Here is a 17,525-nt window from a genome sequence, read left to right as displayed (position 1 = left end):
CTAAATGATGGGAAGCAGGCTGTAAAGTATTTTCATTTTAAATAGAAAAAAATAACTAAGTATCTTTGAATTATTTGCCTTTAATTTTTCCTATTGCCCATCCGATTATCCCGCTAAATATGGCCATAACAGATCCAGTCAAGAATCCAAAACCCAAAGCTCCTACTGTAGAAAAAACTCCTAGCGTAATTGGTTCAAACACTTTCTCAAATTTTCCTTCAAAGGCAGATTCACTTTTTGCTTTATGAGTGAAACTTGGGACATAAAGAGCAGCTATATCGATAGCTTTTTTCTTTCCTTGTTCTATTAAAGAGACAGTTTCCCATTGAGTATCATTTTTCAAATGATTGGCATGAACATTTATAACTTGTGAAAGCAGAAAAGCAACTGCTATAAAAATATTTAATACGTAAGTTTTCAATACTTTAATCATAGTTTACCACCAATACTTTTATTTTAATCTGAATTGAATAGATGCATCGGCAGAATTAGTGCACATTGAGAGAAACAGAAGCATTTAAAGCTTTTTTCACTCTTAGTGTGATAATTCATTAGTTTTTGTCATCAACAATGGATAAACACGGAATATGTTCATAGTTTATATTTCATATGAGAAGGTCTTATTCTGATGAAATTTCAATTTTAACGAGATTTAAAATACAATATTATTTTACTTATTATCCATCCTAAAAACATGCCTATCGTACTTGATGCATATCCAAGTGCCATCCCCATACCAAAAGCCCCGAGTGTAAGAGGTTCAACAACCTTTTCAAATTTTCCTTCAATAGTAGCTTCATTACCCACTCCACGATTTAGACTAGGTCTATAGAGAGAAACGGTATGGACTGCATCCTTTCTTTTCTGTTCTATTGCAGAAACAAAAATATTCTCACGATGAGTACTATTTTGTAAAGAGTTTGCATGCACATTTACAACCTGAGAAAGAGAAAAGGCAGAAATAATGAAAATACTTAATATATGATTTTTAAATAATTTAATCATAATTTACCTCAAATATTTATACTATTCAATATATATGCGTAAATTTATACTTAATTTATACTTTGGATATTTGGATGTAATCTACAACATTTATATTTTGTAGCATAATGAGCTTCATTATGTAATTATTTACAATGAATTATAGCCACATAATAAAGCTATTATTATAGAGTTCTAGACGAGGTTGAATTATTTGAACATCAATACTATGTCCTTTATCCAACTTATTATCGATCCTATAAAGCTCATTACATGTCCAGTAAACAATAGCCCCATTCCTATAGTCATAGGCTCAACGACCTTTTCAAATTTTCCTTCACCTATTGTTCCATGTTCTGTTTGATAATTTACAGACGGAGCATAGAAAGCAGTCGTAGAAACTACATCGGATTTCGCATATTTTACTTGTTCCATTGGGAAAACAGAAAATTCCTCTTTTGGATTATCGTTTTTCAAATAGTTTGCATTAACATTTACAGTTTGTGAAATAAAAAAAGTGCTCGCTATAAAAATGCTTAAAATATAATTTTTAAATATTTTTACCATAACTTTACCTCAAATATTTTTAAGTTATATATGTAAGAAATATACATAATGTTTATGTATATCACACTATATACAAGACATATAGTTCAATATGTATTTTTAGTCAATAATAAAAATACATATAAAAATATAACTATAATTTTTATAAACGTTATTGTAAAAAAGTAACAGTAATAATTACAAATTATATTTTTTAAAAACTTTATACAATATTTTATTATGTGTTATATATAAAATAACATATGGTTATCGTATAATTTTTATAAAATGACATTAATATATTTTTTAAATACATTTATAGATAATAAAATTGATCAAAATTTTTACATATTAAATATATAAAAAATTATTTATTATCGATAGTATAATAGAAAAAATGAAAATTATGATGTGGTTATAAAAATATTATTAACAATTAAAATATGAATGGACACGCTAAAATTTTATTATTTATAGTATTTATTATAGATAGTCATTATTGTAGAATGTGTGTTCTATAGATATTATTAAATTATTATTCAATGGTTATTTAATTGCATCGTGATATCAGAATAATAATTCTTACTTTACTATTAAATATATACATTTATCTTATAGATAATAATATGTTATAGATACTAAAAAATGTACAATTTTCTCATAGTGTAAAGTAGAGCTCGAATTGGATAGAGATAAATGATATTATCTTTTTATCGCCAATGTGAACAGCATATTACTATGATGCAAGGCAGTGTATAGAAGAATATAATTTAGACATATTTATGAGTGCCGAAAGATCAGCATTAGATAATATTTTCAACACTTTCTTCTTTCCAAACTGAAAAGCCGCTTTTATTTTTAGAAAGTGGATTACTTTTGAAAAGATCTGATTTCATTGCTTATTTAAAAAGGCTATTAAGTGCTTTCGGAAAATTTTAAGCAACTATTGGTATCGCTGTCGCTTGTTTAACATGATTATATGTTTCATATTTATGTGCTTTTTTAAAGAAACCGTTCTCAAGGTACTCAAGCCTATTTTGCAATGATAGATATGATGATAAAGCCCCCATAATATAAAATTCTTAGGGCATCAGAATTTTTGACGTTTATAAAGAAGAAAGATGGCATTGCCATACACTTTTCTCGCTCCTAATGTTGCTACAATTTTTGCCTTTTGAGATGATTCATTAAAAGGCATTTTTATTTCTTTATTTATTTAATTCAGCATATCTAGGTTTGAAATGAGAGAATCTTACAATATTCGGTTTTTTTGCTTAATTTGAATCATGATAAATTATGATTATAAATCAATATATTGTCTGTAAATTACTTGGTATGAAATATTTTTTATAAAATGCACATCTTCATAAGAGTGTATTCTTTTTGTTTTTTGTAATCTTAGGGAGGTTGTACCAATTGATGCTGTTAAAATACTATTTAAGCAGCAAAGTAAATAAGCCTTCAACAAGTTTATGAGATTTGGATTGAGTAAATATAAGCCTTTGTAACTCAACAAGGACGCATTTGTCATTTTCAATAAAGTCTTGTGTTCCATAGATTCCGCGAATTTTAATATTTTTTCCATGATTAATAGGCACATCCCTTACAATTTTACCATAGTATGTGATTTTTTTGATCAGATGAAAGAGGCTAGCAATTCTCACATCTTATCGAGCAAGGCATCGTAATATTCCTTTTTTGACAAATATAATAATTTATCAGGATGAGCTGCTGAGGTTGGGAGTGGGATATCGGAGTTGAGATAGATAAGCAGGGTTTAATTTTCATGAGTTGGCACCCCTGTTTTTGGCTTTTTTTAAAGCACGTGCAATGGTTAACAGACTTATGATTTCAATGAGGCGCTATATTTTTCCTTCACATTGAGATGCAATTCACCCGTGTCGTGAATTACGCATTTATTGAAGTTATTATAAAAGGAGCAGCGAGAAGAGCAGGACATTTGAATAAAAATGCTTCTTACAAGAGTTTACAAATTGATATATTCAAGAGATTTTTTATAATAGATCTCGCCATACTGCCATTGCTTCTAAGACTTCTCCTAAATGAGCATGTTTTGCAATAACTGTTTCTGCACCAGCTTCTGCAAGTGCATTAGAGTGGCCAAGATAGCTATGTGATCCTCCCGTAAAGCCGATGACACGCATGCCTGCTGCTATGGCTGCGTGTACACCATGAAGTGAATCTTCTATAACGATAGTGTTTTGGGGCTCTGCCTGTAATTGTTGTGCGGCAAAAAGGAAAACATCAGGGGCCGGTTTCGTTCTTTTTGTTCCAACTTCAGGTGCTGAAAATATTTTACCTTCAAAAAGGTCATAGAGATCAACCGTGATGAGCATCTCTTTTATATCTACGCTTTTTGCATTAGAGCAGATACAGTAGGGATAGCGTGTTTGGATAATTTCTACAGCTTCTCTTACATCATCAATAGCCCGTAATTTAGTTTTTATTTGTGTACGAAAAATATTAGTCATTTGATCTATGAGATGAGCAGAAATAGGTTTTTCTGTTTCCTGTTCAACGTGTTTAAGAATATCGCGAAAGATAAGCCCTGCAAAACGCTCACTCAATTCTTCGGGTGATATTTCATATCCTGTTTGTTTGAGCAATTGAGATCCAATTTTTGCTGCAAGATATTCAGAGTCGACGAGAACTCCGTCACAATCAAAAATAATAAGATCTATCTGAGGCATAAGATATTCCTTTACATGTTACGAGATGGACAACTTTCATGAAAACGATATTGAGAAGATCTTATTTCATAAAAATACGCTTTGAAAATGATTCTTAATTCTTTTACGAAATAAAAGATATGGGAACAGTACATTGAAAAAAAAATTAAGGTTTCATTCATATGAAAGTTTTTTTTTACTAAAAAAACAAAAACAATCATCAATTTTGTAGAACTTTAACGATACGTTTACGCTATTTTGTAAATATAGATGGGTAATGCGGGCCTATAAACTATTTTGGTTGATTATAGGGCAAATTCAGTTAATTTTGTTGGGTTTTTCATGACAGTTATTCAGCTTCAAAAAGATTTCCTTCGTACTCCCTCACAAATGCCATGGCGCAATAAAATTTTTAAAGGAGATTGTGTTTCCGTTTTAGAAAAACTTCCAAAACATTCTGTTGATATGATTTTTGCGGATCCACCCTATAATTTGCAATTGGATGGAGCTTTATACCGTCCAGATCATTCGCTTGTTGATGCGGTTGATGATGCATGGGATCAGTTTGAGAGTTTTGCTGCTTATGATGCTTTTACTCGTGCATGGTTGCTTGCTTGTCGTCGTGTATTAAAACCCAACGGAACACTTTGGGTTATCGGATCTTACCATAATATTTTTCGGGTTGGGACGGCATTACAAGATTTAGGTTTTTGGATGCTTAATGATATTATTTGGCGCAAGAATAATCCGATGCCTAATTTTCGAGGGCGCCGTTTTCAAAATGCTCATGAGACGCTTATTTGGGCCGTGCGAGATCAAAAAGATAAAAAGTACACATTTAATTATGATGCCTTAAAAGCGGCAAATGAAGATCTACAAATGCGTTCAGATTGGCTTTTCCCTCTCTGCACTGGAGCTGAACGTTTAAAGGATGATTCGGGGCGTAAATTACATCCAACACAAAAACCGCAAGCGTTATTAGCGCGTATTATTATGGCTTCTAGTAAACCTGGTGATGTTATTCTCGATCCGTTTTTTGGTTCGGGAACAACAGGTGCTGTTGCCAAGCTTTTAGGGCGTGATTTTGTTGGGATTGAACGCGAGCAAGATTACATCGATGCAGCATGTGAGAGAATTGCGGCGGTTCAACCTTTAGCGCAACCAGAACTAGCGATTTTGGATAGAAAAAAAGCAGAACCGCGCGTAGCATTCAACAGTTTGCTTGAAGCAGGTTTACTCTATCCTGGAGAAGTTCTGTATGATCGTAAGAAGCAAGTATCTGCTATTGTAAGAGCTGATGGTACGATTATGCATGGTGGTGAAGCGGGCTCAATTCACGCAATGGGAAGAAAGGCTCAAGATTCGCAGAGTTGTAATGGTTGGACCTTTTGGTATTATGAGGAAAATGGACGGTTGAAGTCCATAGATCATTTAAGAATGATCATACGTTCACAAATGTTAAAAACGGGTGTTTTATGAACTAAGCTGATCGCTTCATTCTATTGACCACCAATATACCTGATCTTGATTGAGATGGACGTGAGGGTGTTTTAGCCTTTCTTAGATGTTTTTTATTGACACACTAAATCTCGCTTGTAAGCGACAAGCGAGTATTTTATGCTTCTTTTAGAAGAAATTAAAATGAGAAATTTTCAATCTATGTTCTCATTTTAGTTCCAAAACAGTAAAATTTCAATATAAGCTTATAAAAATGAAATATCAGAATTAAAAGGTTCATTCAGAAGTTCAAAATTAAGTGCTTTTTTGAATACGTACATCTGTAAAGTGCATATAATATATTGATTATAAAGATAATTTAGCGCAACTCATATCGAATTGCCCTCGGAATATCGTCAAGTTTTCTTATTTCAAATTTGTTCCATATTGAATCGATGAAAATTACTTTCTTGCATGTCATAAACGGGGTTGGCGTGTGAATAAAAATTGTTAACGAAAGAACTAAAAGTACCTCTTATAATCCGTTTCACGTACCAAGGGATGTTGAGGGAGCTGGTAAATATAACGATGGTGCTAACTTGCTCCGTCATAAGCGAAAAAAGGATAGATCCTGAAATTTAAATCTAAAGCTTCTAAGCGTTTCTATCGCTCCTTAATTTTTGTCTGTAGCAAAAATTGGTTATTTCATTTTTTAAAATTTTTCTTTTACAGATTAATAAATGATCGCTAGAGATACAAAAGTCTCCATTAGAAAACATTTTTATGAATAGGGAAGGTTATTTAAATCTAAAAGAATTGGGAAGTGCTACGGAAATGGCTTTTTTCATAACAGTAGGTAATGCTTCTTCGGCAAGATGTTGAATGTTACACCACCAACCATTTTCACAATTCATTTCATGAACATCTTCGGTATAGTAAACATCAAGTTTTAGAGAAAAGTGAGTAAAAACATGCGTAATTTGTCCTTTGAATTGCCAATTGGCAGTAAAGGGTGCGTTTTGTAGCCCATTTTCGTTGTTTATGCCAATATTGTTAGGAATTTGGGTCATTCCACCAAGGAGCTTTTGCGTCTGTCGTTTTTCCAAATAAATTTGTTTCTTTTTATTAAGGACCACAAAAGCAATACCTGTTTTTGAAGGGCGTTCTTTTTTAGGGGCTTTAACTGGAAAAGACTCCGGTTGTTGCATCTTTTCTGCTTTGCATAAACATTGAAGAGGGCAGGTATAACAAGATGGTTTGCGTGGAGTACAAATTGTTGCTCCCAAATCCATCATTGCTTGAGCAAAGTCACCAGGACGATTTAAAGCAGTAATTTTTTGTGTTTTTTCTTTAATTTCAACTTTTGCTTTTTGCAATATTGAAGTGATAGCAAAAAGTCGCGCTACCACACGTTCGACATTACCATCAACCACTGCTACAGGGTGGTTAAAAGCAATCGCAGCAATGGCTGCGGCAGTATAATCTCCAATACCGGCTAGAGTTCGCAATTCTTTTACAGATTGTGGAAATTGTCCCGCGTAGTTTTCAACAAGCTGTCGCGCACATTTTTTAAGATTACGTGCGCGTGAATAATAACCAAGTCCAGCCCATGCTTTCATGATATCATCTTGGGAGGCTTTTGCTAAAGAGGAAAGATCAGGCCATAGTTTTAGAAACTTTTTAAAATAAGGCTTAACTGTTTCAACGGTTGTTTGTTGAAGCATGATTTCAGAAAGCCAAACTTGATAAGGATCAGGACGGATACCTTGTTTTTGCTTTTCGGGGGTAATCCGCCATGGAAGATGTCTGTGATTTTGATCGTACCAAGCAAGGAGGTGCGAAGAAATTTCATACATGATTGCTTTCAAGCATAGGGAGATATAAAATGCAAAAGAAAAAATTATTTATTTTGTAATTCATGTTTTTTGCTCTTTTATTGTCAAGGCTCTGGTGAGAAAAGGCTTTTTATTTTGTTGATATTTCATAAATTGAGGAGGCAACAATTTTTAGATGAAACAAATGATTTTAATTTAGTAAGCGGTTGAACAATGATCTAAAAATGAGAAAACAACTTAAAAAACGTATCTTTAATTCTCTTTCTGAGGCGGTATACAAAATACTTGATCCAGTTTTACGCAAACGGACAGGGCTTAATGTAGCGCTTATAGAACATTGGCCACAGATTGCGGGCTATGATATCAGTGAACATACAATGCCGCTTAAAATTATTTGGAAACGTCGTGCAGATCAAGATGAAGTTTTTCAGCCAGCAACACTTGTTGTCGCATGTGAAGGATTTGCTGCGTTAAAATTGATGCATGAAACAGAGGAATTACTTCATAGAATTAACGGATTTTTTGGCTATATTGCTATTGATCGCATCAAGATTGAGCAAAGGAGTATGTCGGTTTTTATGAATCACTTGCCTCTAAAACCGCCTTTGAGTGAACAAGACAAAAAATGCGTGGAAAAAATGCTTGAAGGAATTGAAGATAAAAGTTTGCACCAAGCACTTTATCAACTTGGCTGTTGCATTTTTTTGGAAAAAAATAATAAATAGAAAGATATTTTATATATTTTTCTTTAATATATGAGAAAGCATTGGATTCCTATTCGTTAATAACAACAGAAAAGTATTATTTATGGTAAAATATCGTTCTTTTTTATCTTTCGGGATAATTTTTCTCTTCATAACGATTGTACAAAACAGTGTAACAGTTGCTTTAGCGCGTGATCCCAAATCAGTGGCAACTGTTGATATGGCAGAGCTTCTCCAATCGGGTAAAGTAAAGGATCGCTTTGAGGGAGAGGCGGATGCACCAGTCGTCATTGTTGAGTATGCTTCGTTGACATGTACCCATTGTGCGCATTTTTATAATGATATACTTCCCCAAATTCGTAAAAAATATATCAAAACAGGAAAAGTAAAACTTATTTTCCGAGAATATGCTTTTGATCCTCGGGCAACAGCAGGTTTTATGTTGGCACGGTGTGCACCGGAAGATCGCTATTTTCCTTTGATAGAAGTTTTATTTCAAAAACAAAATGAATGGGCTTTCGGAAAAAATGCTCTAACACCATTGAAGAAAATTGGCTTAATGGCTGGTTTTACAGATGAAAGTTTTACTGCGTGTTTGAAAAATCAGTCCATTTTAGATGAAGTAAATGCATCTTTTGAACGCGGTAAAGAGCTTGGTGTCACAGCAACACCTACTTTCTTTATTAATGGTAGTAAATATGAAGGTGCCATGAAAGTAGAAGAATTTTTTTCGGTGATTGATAGTTTTCTAAAAAACTGAATCTTAATCTTCCAGAAGATGGATAGTGATACTTTTGGTCATTATCTCTTTTGGAAGGATTAATATTATGCATTTATGAAGCGATATCGTTGAGCCAATTTTGAATCAAATCATTGCTTTTAAGTGAGCCTGGGTTGAATGATGTTTTGAAGCTGATATGGGAGGATTTGTACAGTGAAAAAATGGGTTTATAGTTTTGGAGATGGAAAGGCAGAAGGAAGTGCAAGTGAGCGTAACCTTCTCGGAGGTAAAGGGGCTAATTTGGCAGAAATGAGTAATCTTGGTTTGCCCGTACCACCCGGATTTACGCTGACAACAGAAGTTTGTAATTTTTATTATGCCCATGACAAATCATATCCAGAAGAGCTACAGGAATCTGTTAAGCAAGCACTAAGATACGTTGCTGAACAAACAGGACGTGAATTTGGGAATGAACAAAGACCACTTTTGCTGTCTGTTCGTTCAGGGGCTAGGGCTTCTATGCCAGGGATGATGGATACAGTGCTGAACCTTGGCATGAATGATAAAACTGTAAAAGCAATTGCTTTACAAGCCAATAATGAACGTTTTGCTTATGATAGTTATCGGCGTTTTATCCAAATGTATTCTAACGTTGTTTTGGGGCTAGACCATTCGTATTTTGAAGAGATTCTTGATGAAGTAAAAGCATGCAATGGTTACACTATTGATACAGAAATGACAGCAGATGATTGGAAGAATGTTATTATTTCTTATAAAGCCTATGTTGAAGAAAAATTAGGAACCCCTTTTCCACAAGATCCTGAACAACAGTTATGGGGGGCAATTGGAGCCGTTTTTTCAAGTTGGATGACAGCACGTGCAGTTACTTATCGCCGTTTACATAGCATTCCTGAAAGTTGGGGAACGGCAGTTAATGTGCAAGCTATGGTTTTTGGTAACATGGGAGAAGATTCGGCAACAGGTGTTGCTTTTACACGCAATCCATCGACAGGGAAAAAAGAACTTTATGGTGAATTTTTAGTTAATGCGCAAGGGGAAGATGTTGTGGCGGGCATTCGAACGCCTCAAAATATTACAGAAAGTGCGCGTATTGTTGCTGGTTCAAATAGACCGTCGTTAGAAAAAATTATGCCTGAGGCTTTTTTGAAATTATGTCAGATTGCGCAGAAGCTTGAGCAGCATTATCGGGATATGCAAGATCTCGAATTTACCATTGAAAAAGGTAAATTATGGATGCTTCAGACTCGTTCAGGAAAACGCACGGCTCGTGCGGCTCTCAAGACGGCAATTGAAATGGTTGAGGAGGGGTTAATAAACCGTGAAGAGGCTGTGATGCGTATTGATGCAAAGTCGCTGGACCAACTTTTGCATCCAACACTTGATCCTAAAGCAGAACGTTTTGTTATAGGACGTGGTTTACCTGCTTCTCCTGGAGCCGCAACTGGTGAAATTGTTTTTACTTCAGAAGAGGCAGAAACTGTGTCGGCGGAAGGTCGCAAAGTTATTTTGGTCCGTGTAGAAACAAGCCCAGAAGATATTCATGGTATGCATGCTGCAGAAGGAATTTTAACAACGCGTGGCGGTATGACAAGTCACGCTGCTGTTGTTGCGCGGGGGATGGGAAAACCATGTATTTCTGGTGCTGGCAGTGTGCGGATTGATTATAACACAAATACGTTGTTTGCCTCAGGAGAAAGCTTAAAAAAAGGTGATGTTATCACAATTGATGGTGGAAGTGGAGAAATTTTCAAAGGGAAAGTTGCAATGTTGCAGCCTCAGCTTTGCGGAGACTTTGCAAAATTAATGGAATGGGCTGATGGGATGCGACGTATAAGAGTTCGCGCTAATGCTGATACACCATCTGATGCCCGTATGGGGCGCTCTTTTGGGGCTGAAGGTATAGGTCTTTGCCGTACGGAGCACATGTTTTTTTCTGATGAACGTATCGTTGCCATGCGTGAAATGATTTTAAGTCATGATGAAAGTGGTCGTCGTAAAGCACTAGATAAGCTGTTGCCAATGCAGCGTTCAGATTTTAGTGAATTATTTGAAATTATGTGTGGTTTACCTGTTACTATCCGCTTGCTAGATCCACCGTTACATGAATTTTTGCCTAAAACGAAAGCAGAAATTCTTGATGTTGCAACAGCTATGGGTGTTTCTGCTGAAGTGCTTGCTGAACGCACTCAGCAGTTGCACGAATTTAATCCTATGCTTGGATTACGAGGATGCCGTTTAGCTATTACTTATCCTGAAATTGCAGAAATGCAAGCGCGGGCGATTTTTGAAGCAGCAGCAGAAGCTGCCCAAAAATCTGGATCTCCTGTTATGCTTGAAATTATGGTGCCACTGGTTGCACTAAAATCTGAACTCGATTTTGTGAAAGCGCGTATTGATCAGGTTGCTGAGGAAGTGATGAAAGAAAAGGGAAGCACTATTCAATATATGGTTGGGACGATGATTGAACTTCCAAGAGCGGCGCTTCGAGCAGATGAAATTGCTGAAACTGCTGAATTTTTTTCATTTGGAACAAACGATTTGACACAAACTACTTTTGGGATTTCCCGTGATGATGCAGCTCCTTTTTTGGCAACCTATTTTCAAAAAGGTCTTTTAGAGCAAGATCCTTTTGTGTCTATTGACCGTGATGGAGTAGGGGAACTTATTACCATTGCTGCACAGCGTGGACGCTCAAAGCGTGCAAAAATAAAATTGGGAATTTGCGGTGAACATGGAGGCGATCCTGCCTCTATTGCTTTATGCGAAGAAAATAACCTGGATTATGTTTCGTGTTCTCCTTTTCGAGTGCCAATTGCTCGTTTAGCAGCAGCTCAGGCCGCAATAGCAAAAAGGATGTAATGGGTTAATATTTTTTGTTGTATCGTTATTACTGAAATAAATTTTTATATATTCTTTTATTTTCTTTAATAAAGGGAATAAAAATGCTTCTAAAATGTACGATAAGTTGTGTTACGCGAGAAAGTGTTTTTTTAGAGGTTTATGAGAGAAAATATAAAGCACAGGATAGACAAAGATGTATTATTAATGCACTTTTTATTGGCGAACCTCTTGATAGAGAGAAACGTGTTATTGTGCAGTCAATTTACGCGTTTGCTTTTTTATAGGGGAATGAGCTCCTCACGCAAAATAGAATGCTCCAAACAAATGCATTTTTTTTGCGCATCATGCTGTTTGAGATAGACATTTCTCAATGGATGCCCCATTTTACATTGATATTCGTGGAATGGGGATTATGTAAAACTCCCCGTAAGTTTATAAAAATCTTCCCAAAATTTATAAACTCCATTATGCACTCCCATCTTTACATTTATAAAGGAATATCAAAGTTACACAATCTATTGATTTATAAAGATAATTTTTTATTTCTCATATTGAATGAAAGCTGTAAATATCATAAGATTTTCTTATTTCGACTTCTTTTATAATGAATCAATCAAAACCATGTTTTTTGTATGTTACAGGCGGGATGAGCGTCTGTAGATAAAAAAATAAAGCAAGGATATGCCTCTTATGAAACGTCTCAAGTGTCAAGAGCTGTCACAAATTGAAGGTAGGTACAGTGTGTAATGGTGCCGGCTTGCTTCTTGACAAAAAGCGTAAAGATGATGCGCGGCGCGTGCAGTGGGACTACTATTATTATTCATGGGCGTTGTTGCGAAGTGGTTTTAGGTGCTTTAGAGATGTTTTTTAAGAAAGCCCGTGAATGGCAATCCAAGTATATTCCGTTTGGGACATTTTGTTTTAGGTGAGGGGGAGTGAGACCAAAAAGACATGTGATAAAGTAAGAGCATGAGGCAATAGGTAATTTCCGTTATTTTAAAGATATTGCTTTAGATGTCTTTGAAAGGCGTAAAGCTGAATTAAAAGGAAATGACAAAGATGAAAACTGGTTTTTACCTTAACTTTTCATATTTTTCCCAAATTAGGCTGTTTTCCTGTTTTAAGAGATTATACAAACAGAGATGCGTAATATTCTTGCCTCCATTTGGCATATAAAAGCTATAACAGCTGAGAGAAGTACTAAACTGTCTTAACATTTTTTTCAAACATACTGCTGCGGTAAGTTTGGATGTTGATTTATAGGCAATACTAAACGCACACGCTCTCTTAAGAAGACAATGTCATAAAACACATAACTTTCCAGCAATAGATTAGAGAGAAGTGCCGGTTTTTTATCAGACACTTTGCAAAACAACAACCATAACACAATTAGCTTTACGTCTATTTATCCTTACAGGTGTTTGCACAAATTCTTTGCATCATATTTATAAAGATCAAATTGACGATAATATATGGACAATTCGTGGTTCGATAATATGAAAGGTTTACATGATACTACAAAAATTTCGTGTCCTTTTATCATCAGAGGCAATAAAAATGCTAGAACAAGCGCGTTTGCTATTTTGCAATATTCTTTTTTCTGCAATCGGTTGTGGTTTTTTTGAAGAAAATTATACGGCTCAATATGTAATGTGTAAGAAAACCATTCTGATTGATTGAAAATAAGAGGGCTTGAGATGAAGGAATGTTTGAGGGGAGCATTAAACAAACGAAAGATGAATTATCATTATAAATTAAGAGATTATTATGATTAGCTTCAATTTAATAAACCAATTTCACGCATTTTCATTAAAATTGTGTGATTAATTTTACCTGTTACAGGAAGATCAAATGTTTTTTGAAACTGTTTTAAGGCTTCTATCGTCTTTTGATCTTCTATTCCTGTGACAATAACCTCCTCATTCCCAAAAATATGTAAAGCTTTTTGCACTTGTATAATATCTTCAACAGAAGGCTCTAAAATAGCTTCTTTTAAGTGTGTCATATTTTTTGTATTGTTTGTTTCTATTTCGCTTTGCTTAATTAATATCGCGATTTCATCTGCTGCGGGATTAGATAGAACATTCTTTTGCATTCTCTGAGCAGTTTGCTGTTTCCATAAAGTGATGGCTCGGCGTGTTTTAGGTCCTTCCAGTCCATCTAATGGTCCATCATAAAGTCCTAATTTTGCTAGTTCTTTTTGCTTTTCCAGCATGCTTGCTGATTGAGAGGGTAAAGGTGAATTTGTGTGCTTATGACTTTGAGAATGTACAGAAGTTACACGGGAGAGTTCTTGTGATTTTTCTTCTTTTTCCGATAAAGTAGAGCTCTTACCTATACTTTGAACAGAGGAAAATTTCATTTGAGTTAAAATATTTTGATGCGTTGTCATTTGCGAAAATAAAGCATTAAATGAAATAAATAAAATACTAATGCTAAAAAGAAAAGATCCAACAAAAAATAAAGTATTTTTTCGTGTATAGAAATAAAGAGTTTTTGCACTCCAAAAAATAAAATGAAAAATTATAAGAAGAAGTGTTATAACAATACTACTATAGTATTTACGGTGTTTTACAGTTTTTTTTCGGTAGGTCTTTCGTTTTGTTGCCATTACTTTTATTTTCAGTTGCGTTTATTTTTTACAAAGAAACAAATATAAATTAGGAAACGAATATGAATCAGTTTTTACTTCCAGCCAGAGAGAAGTGCATTGACATTATTGATTTTTCCTTTCAAACTCCTAAAATGAGCGGCTTCATTATATCAATTTATAAGTTGATAAATCAACAAGAGTTCTTATCAACGTTTATTCATTTTATTTTATACAAATCTTTAATGTGTATAAAGAGAGCACCAAATGATTAGCATTCAAGATCATTTTGGTATTTGCAAACTGCATTATCACATATAATTATCTAAACAATAATGCCACGTTATTCTTCATTTTGGGGCATATGTTTGCCTATTATTTAAAATAAAATTGAAAATATTTGCCTATAACGCTAAAAAGATGACAATCATTATCTATTCTTTATAATTTACATATAGATGGTTACTTATCCATAAACGGTTTGGTAATAATAATTATCTCTTAATATTATTATATTTTGGTATAAATTCCTTCTATTAAATAATTTTCATAAGTATTAATTAAATTGATGTTTACAATGTTATAGAAAAAACTGGCTTGAGATGTAATCATAAGAGATGCAGTTATTTTTTGATGTTTTTATTGACAGGTTGACTATTTTCATAACATTCCAGTAAAAATTTTATAGATAATATAAATATTTTATCGACACTAGAGTCAGAATAACAGAGTTTACTCTTTTTAGCTTTTTCAACTAAGCTAAGATGGTGGACTATTATTTAAAATAATTATGTACACAACACGATTATCTCTCTCATTTTTTATCATAGTATGTTCATTAACATGACCAGCTTGTAAGTGTATAATTTTGATGTTAATTTTTTACTGAATAGACAATGTATCCCATTTTATACAGCGGAATTGTGCCATATTTATAAAAAAGCCAATGATATAGATCCAATACATGAATACTCAATTTTATAAAAAGCACATTTTATAAATTGTTTATAAAGCAACAGTGTATAAAATGCTTCTTTTATTGTATTTACCACTGCGGTACATTGATTGTCCATGATACGTTTTTTAATCAAATTATCATTTTTTTTATTTTTTATTTTTGTCATTATTTCATTTTTTGTAGCAGATCCAAGCAGTAACCATTCTTCTAGCCCCCAAAATAATGAGACAACAACGAGCGATGTGATTGTTGCTTTTAAGGAAGCCTTAAATGACTTAGGCGCATTTTGTGACCGTAATATAAAAACCTGCAAAGTAGGAAAATCCTTTTTAAGTTCACTTGGTGAGCGCGCATATTACGGTGCAAGAGCTGCTTATGAATATTTAGGGAACATATTAGGAAACAAAAATGATATCAGAGACTTCCCCTAATGTTTCTTACAAAATCGAAATACAAGAGTTCTTACAAAACCATGCAATGTTATCTTGAAATAAGGATTTTTAACGTTCTTCGTGTTATTTATGTTAGGAAGAATAAATATTTATTTTTTATAAGTGTATTCAAGAATGATTATTCAAACGAAACAGGACTAAAATAATGGCGGAAACAATCGGTAATATTATAGAGAACTTTTCGCTTTTGGATAATTGGGAAGATCGTTATCGTTATGTCATCGAGCTTGGCTATGAATTGCCACCTTTTCCAGAAAGCGCTCGAAACGATGCTCACAAAGTTCCTGGTTGTGTTAGCCAAGTGTGGCTTCTATCTTCACGTAATAACTCAAAAGATCCAATATTGACGTTTCAAGGTGATTCCGATGCTCATATTGTGCGTGGACTCATTTACATACTTCTTGCTTTTTATTCAGGCAAAAAAGCTTCTGAAATTCGCAATTCTGATGCTCAAGAGCTCTTTGAAAAACTTGGTTTAAATGAAAATCTTACACCACAACGATCAAATGGTTTGAAATCAATGATTAAACGGATTCGTAACGAAAGCTATATGTAATCCCCTTGGTAGAAATTGCTATATATACAAAAGCTTCACACAAAACATGTATACTAAAATCAACTTTATGCACGAAACCATTTTTTCGCAAAATAAGATTATTTAGTTTTTTTCCGTTTGCTTTTGCGTCCAAGCCCCATTTCTTTGGCCAAAGCCGATCGTGTTTTTGCATAATTAGGCGCCACCATAGGGTAAGAACTATCTAACTGCCATTTTTCACGATATTCCTCTGGCAACATTCCATAATGTGTCATGAGATGACGCTTTAGAGATTTAAACTTCTTTCCATCTTCAAGGCAAATGAGATAATCAGGAAATACTGAACGCTTCGGATTAACGGCAGGCCTTTGTTTTTCAACTTCGACTTCTGTTAACTCTAGATTCCCTGCTTTACGAAAAGCAGCATGGACATCAGCAATTAAACTTGGCACTTCAGTCGGTCGAATAGAATTATTACTCACGTAGGCAGCAACAATATCAGCAACCAATGTAATAACTAAATTGCTTTCAGTCTCTAAGACTGCACGATGTTCCATTCTTGTTTCCTTTAATTTAAAATTGAGTAATTCAAAATCGAGATATAGTGCATATACTCATGATATAAAGATCTCATGCACATGAGTTTCATATTGTACAAAAATCTTTTTTGTCAATTCAATTATTCTATAAAATTGCCAAAACACAAAAAAATCAAATAAATACCTATTTTTTGTCATAATATACAATAAGAAAAACGAAATTATTACATGCTAAAATATATTTTTACCCTATAACATATCATACATAATATATAATACATCACAAATATAAAAAAATATATGATAAAATTTATTTATTTTTTTTGAGAACGTAAAAATAAAATTACTAATTATAAAAATATAATATATAAATTATTATATTTTGTTTTGAATACTTATAGTTTAGTAAGTTTATGTTTAATAAGTTTTAAATTTGTTTTTATTATTTATATTTATAAAATTTAATAATAAAAAACATGATATATTATAAATATGACATAATAGTATTATTTATAATATAAAACTATTCATTAAAAGGAGATAGGACATTTTTATTTTTTATACAGTAATAATAATATTTTAGATATATTTATTCCTTTCTGTAAAATTATGCGATTATACTGTTTCAAAAAAAATCAATTCTTTTTCTAATAGTTTAATTGTTTTACCAGT

Annotated in this window: 13 protein-coding genes and 1 pseudogene; 7 read left to right on the top strand and 7 right to left on the bottom strand. The window is 33.5% G+C overall.

The annotated features are described in order from the left end of the window. Positions 1-70: 70 nt before the first annotated feature. The 4 genes from ACFIKX_RS03705 to ACFIKX_RS03690 form a co-directional block, all read right to left on the bottom strand. Positions 71-433: a hypothetical protein gene (locus ACFIKX_RS03705; RefSeq protein WP_375613017.1), complete on the bottom strand. Its 363-nt coding sequence runs from the start codon at positions 431-433 to the stop codon at positions 71-73. Positions 434-642: 209 nt separating this feature from the next. Then, positions 643-1,005, bottom strand: a complete 363-nt coding sequence (locus ACFIKX_RS03700; RefSeq protein WP_375628296.1) for a hypothetical protein — start codon at positions 1,003-1,005, stop codon at positions 643-645. Between the two features lie 189 nt (positions 1,006-1,194). Continuing rightward, positions 1,195-1,551: a hypothetical protein gene (locus tag ACFIKX_RS03695; protein ID WP_375628294.1), complete on the bottom strand. Its 357-nt coding sequence runs from the start codon at positions 1,549-1,551 to the stop codon at positions 1,195-1,197. A 1,994-nt stretch (positions 1,552-3,545) separates the two neighbouring features. After that, positions 3,546-4,241, bottom strand: coding sequence for an HAD family hydrolase (locus ACFIKX_RS03690; protein WP_375613014.1), 696 nt, complete (start codon positions 4,239-4,241; stop codon positions 3,546-3,548). A 369-nt stretch (positions 4,242-4,610) separates the two neighbouring features. Here ACFIKX_RS03690 and ACFIKX_RS03685 point away from each other — a divergent pair, with 369 nt between their 5' ends. Then, a complete protein-coding gene (locus ACFIKX_RS03685; protein WP_375613050.1) occupies positions 4,611-5,699 on the top strand; it encodes a site-specific DNA-methyltransferase in 1,089 nt (362 codons plus the stop codon). A 755-nt stretch (positions 5,700-6,454) separates the two neighbouring features. Here the strand turns inward: ACFIKX_RS03685 and mutY are convergent. After that, on the bottom strand, positions 6,455-7,513 hold the full coding sequence (mutY, locus tag ACFIKX_RS03680; RefSeq protein ID WP_375620664.1) for an A/G-specific adenine glycosylase: 1,059 nt from the start codon (positions 7,511-7,513) through the stop codon (positions 6,455-6,457). 203 nt (positions 7,514-7,716) lie between these two features. Here mutY and ACFIKX_RS03675 point away from each other — a divergent pair, with 203 nt between their 5' ends. From ACFIKX_RS03675 to ACFIKX_RS03660, 4 genes are all read left to right on the top strand, one after another. After that, positions 7,717-8,217: a DUF721 domain-containing protein gene (locus tag ACFIKX_RS03675; protein WP_375628293.1), complete on the top strand. Its 501-nt coding sequence runs from the start codon at positions 7,717-7,719 to the stop codon at positions 8,215-8,217. An 82-nt stretch (positions 8,218-8,299) separates the two neighbouring features. Then, the gene (locus tag ACFIKX_RS03670) at positions 8,300-8,956 is read left to right on the top strand and encodes a DsbA family protein (RefSeq protein ID WP_375611143.1); all 657 of its coding nucleotides are present in this window, start codon (positions 8,300-8,302) and stop codon (positions 8,954-8,956) included. A gap of 174 nt (positions 8,957-9,130) precedes the next feature. Next, positions 9,131-11,797 (top strand): pyruvate, phosphate dikinase, encoded by a 2,667-nt coding sequence (gene ppdK, locus ACFIKX_RS03665; RefSeq protein ID WP_375613012.1) that lies wholly within the window; start codon positions 9,131-9,133, stop codon positions 11,795-11,797. 1,491 nt (positions 11,798-13,288) lie between these two features. Next, positions 13,289-13,459 carry a hypothetical protein gene (locus ACFIKX_RS03660; protein ID WP_375628290.1) on the top strand — a complete coding sequence of 57 codons (171 nt, stop codon included), beginning with the start codon at positions 13,289-13,291 and terminating at the stop codon, positions 13,457-13,459. 97 nt (positions 13,460-13,556) lie between these two features. Here the strand turns inward: ACFIKX_RS03660 and ACFIKX_RS03655 are convergent, their stop codons facing one another. Continuing rightward, the gene (locus ACFIKX_RS03655) at positions 13,557-14,390 is read right to left on the bottom strand and encodes a peptidoglycan-binding domain-containing protein (protein WP_375628288.1); all 834 of its coding nucleotides are present in this window, start codon (positions 14,388-14,390) and stop codon (positions 13,557-13,559) included. Between the two features lie 1,050 nt (positions 14,391-15,440). Here ACFIKX_RS03655 and ACFIKX_RS03650 point away from each other — a divergent pair. Both ACFIKX_RS03650 and ACFIKX_RS03645 read left to right on the top strand, forming a co-directional pair. After that, a pseudogene (locus ACFIKX_RS03650) lies at positions 15,441-15,816 on the top strand (DUF5330 domain-containing protein). Between the two features lie 108 nt (positions 15,817-15,924). Then, complete coding sequence (locus tag ACFIKX_RS03645; protein ID WP_375611146.1) at positions 15,925-16,335, top strand: SufE family protein; 411 nt, start codon at positions 15,925-15,927, stop codon at positions 16,333-16,335. A gap of 98 nt (positions 16,336-16,433) precedes the next feature. Here the strand turns inward: ACFIKX_RS03645 and ACFIKX_RS03640 are convergent, their stop codons facing one another. Beyond that, on the bottom strand, positions 16,434-16,871 hold the full coding sequence (locus tag ACFIKX_RS03640) for a MucR family transcriptional regulator (protein WP_012754848.1): 438 nt from the start codon (positions 16,869-16,871) through the stop codon (positions 16,434-16,436). Positions 16,872-17,525: the final 654 nt, after the last annotated feature.

Source organism: Bartonella sp. CM86QHHN (assembly GCF_042194695.1).
GTDB lineage: Bacteria > Pseudomonadota > Alphaproteobacteria > Rhizobiales > Rhizobiaceae > Bartonella.
Note: the sequence above shows the minus strand (reverse complement) of the source record. Positions and strands in the feature narration are given on the sequence as shown.

What these genes read in the sequence shown, in the direction of transcription:
- ACFIKX_RS03705 (WP_375613017.1), bottom strand. Translation starts at nt 433, where the DNA reads ATGATTAAAGTATTGAAAACTTACGTATTAAATATTTTTATAGCAGTT.
- ACFIKX_RS03700 (WP_375628296.1), bottom strand. Translation starts at nt 1,005, where the DNA reads ATGATTAAATTATTTAAAAATCATATATTAAGTATTTTCATTATTTCT.
- ACFIKX_RS03695 (WP_375628294.1), bottom strand. Translation starts at nt 1,551, where the DNA reads ATGGTAAAAATATTTAAAAATTATATTTTAAGCATTTTTATAGCGAGC.
- ACFIKX_RS03690 (WP_375613014.1), bottom strand. Translation starts at nt 4,241, where the DNA reads ATGCCTCAGATAGATCTTATTATTTTTGATTGTGACGGAGTTCTCGTC.
- ACFIKX_RS03685 (WP_375613050.1), top strand. Translation starts at nt 4,611, where the DNA reads ATGCCATGGCGCAATAAAATTTTTAAAGGAGATTGTGTTTCCGTTTTA.
- mutY (WP_375620664.1), bottom strand. Translation starts at nt 7,513, where the DNA reads ATGTATGAAATTTCTTCGCACCTCCTTGCTTGGTACGATCAAAATCAC.
- ACFIKX_RS03675 (WP_375628293.1), top strand. Translation starts at nt 7,717, where the DNA reads ATGAGAAAACAACTTAAAAAACGTATCTTTAATTCTCTTTCTGAGGCG.
- ACFIKX_RS03670 (WP_375611143.1), top strand. Translation starts at nt 8,300, where the DNA reads ATGGTAAAATATCGTTCTTTTTTATCTTTCGGGATAATTTTTCTCTTC.
- ACFIKX_RS03660 (WP_375628290.1), top strand. Translation starts at nt 13,289, where the DNA reads ATGATACTACAAAAATTTCGTGTCCTTTTATCATCAGAGGCAATAAAA.
- ACFIKX_RS03655 (WP_375628288.1), bottom strand. Translation starts at nt 14,390, where the DNA reads ATGGCAACAAAACGAAAGACCTACCGAAAAAAAACTGTAAAACACCGT.
- ACFIKX_RS03645 (WP_375611146.1), top strand. Translation starts at nt 15,925, where the DNA reads ATGGCGGAAACAATCGGTAATATTATAGAGAACTTTTCGCTTTTGGAT.
- ACFIKX_RS03640 (WP_012754848.1), bottom strand. Translation starts at nt 16,871, where the DNA reads ATGGAACATCGTGCAGTCTTAGAGACTGAAAGCAATTTAGTTATTACA.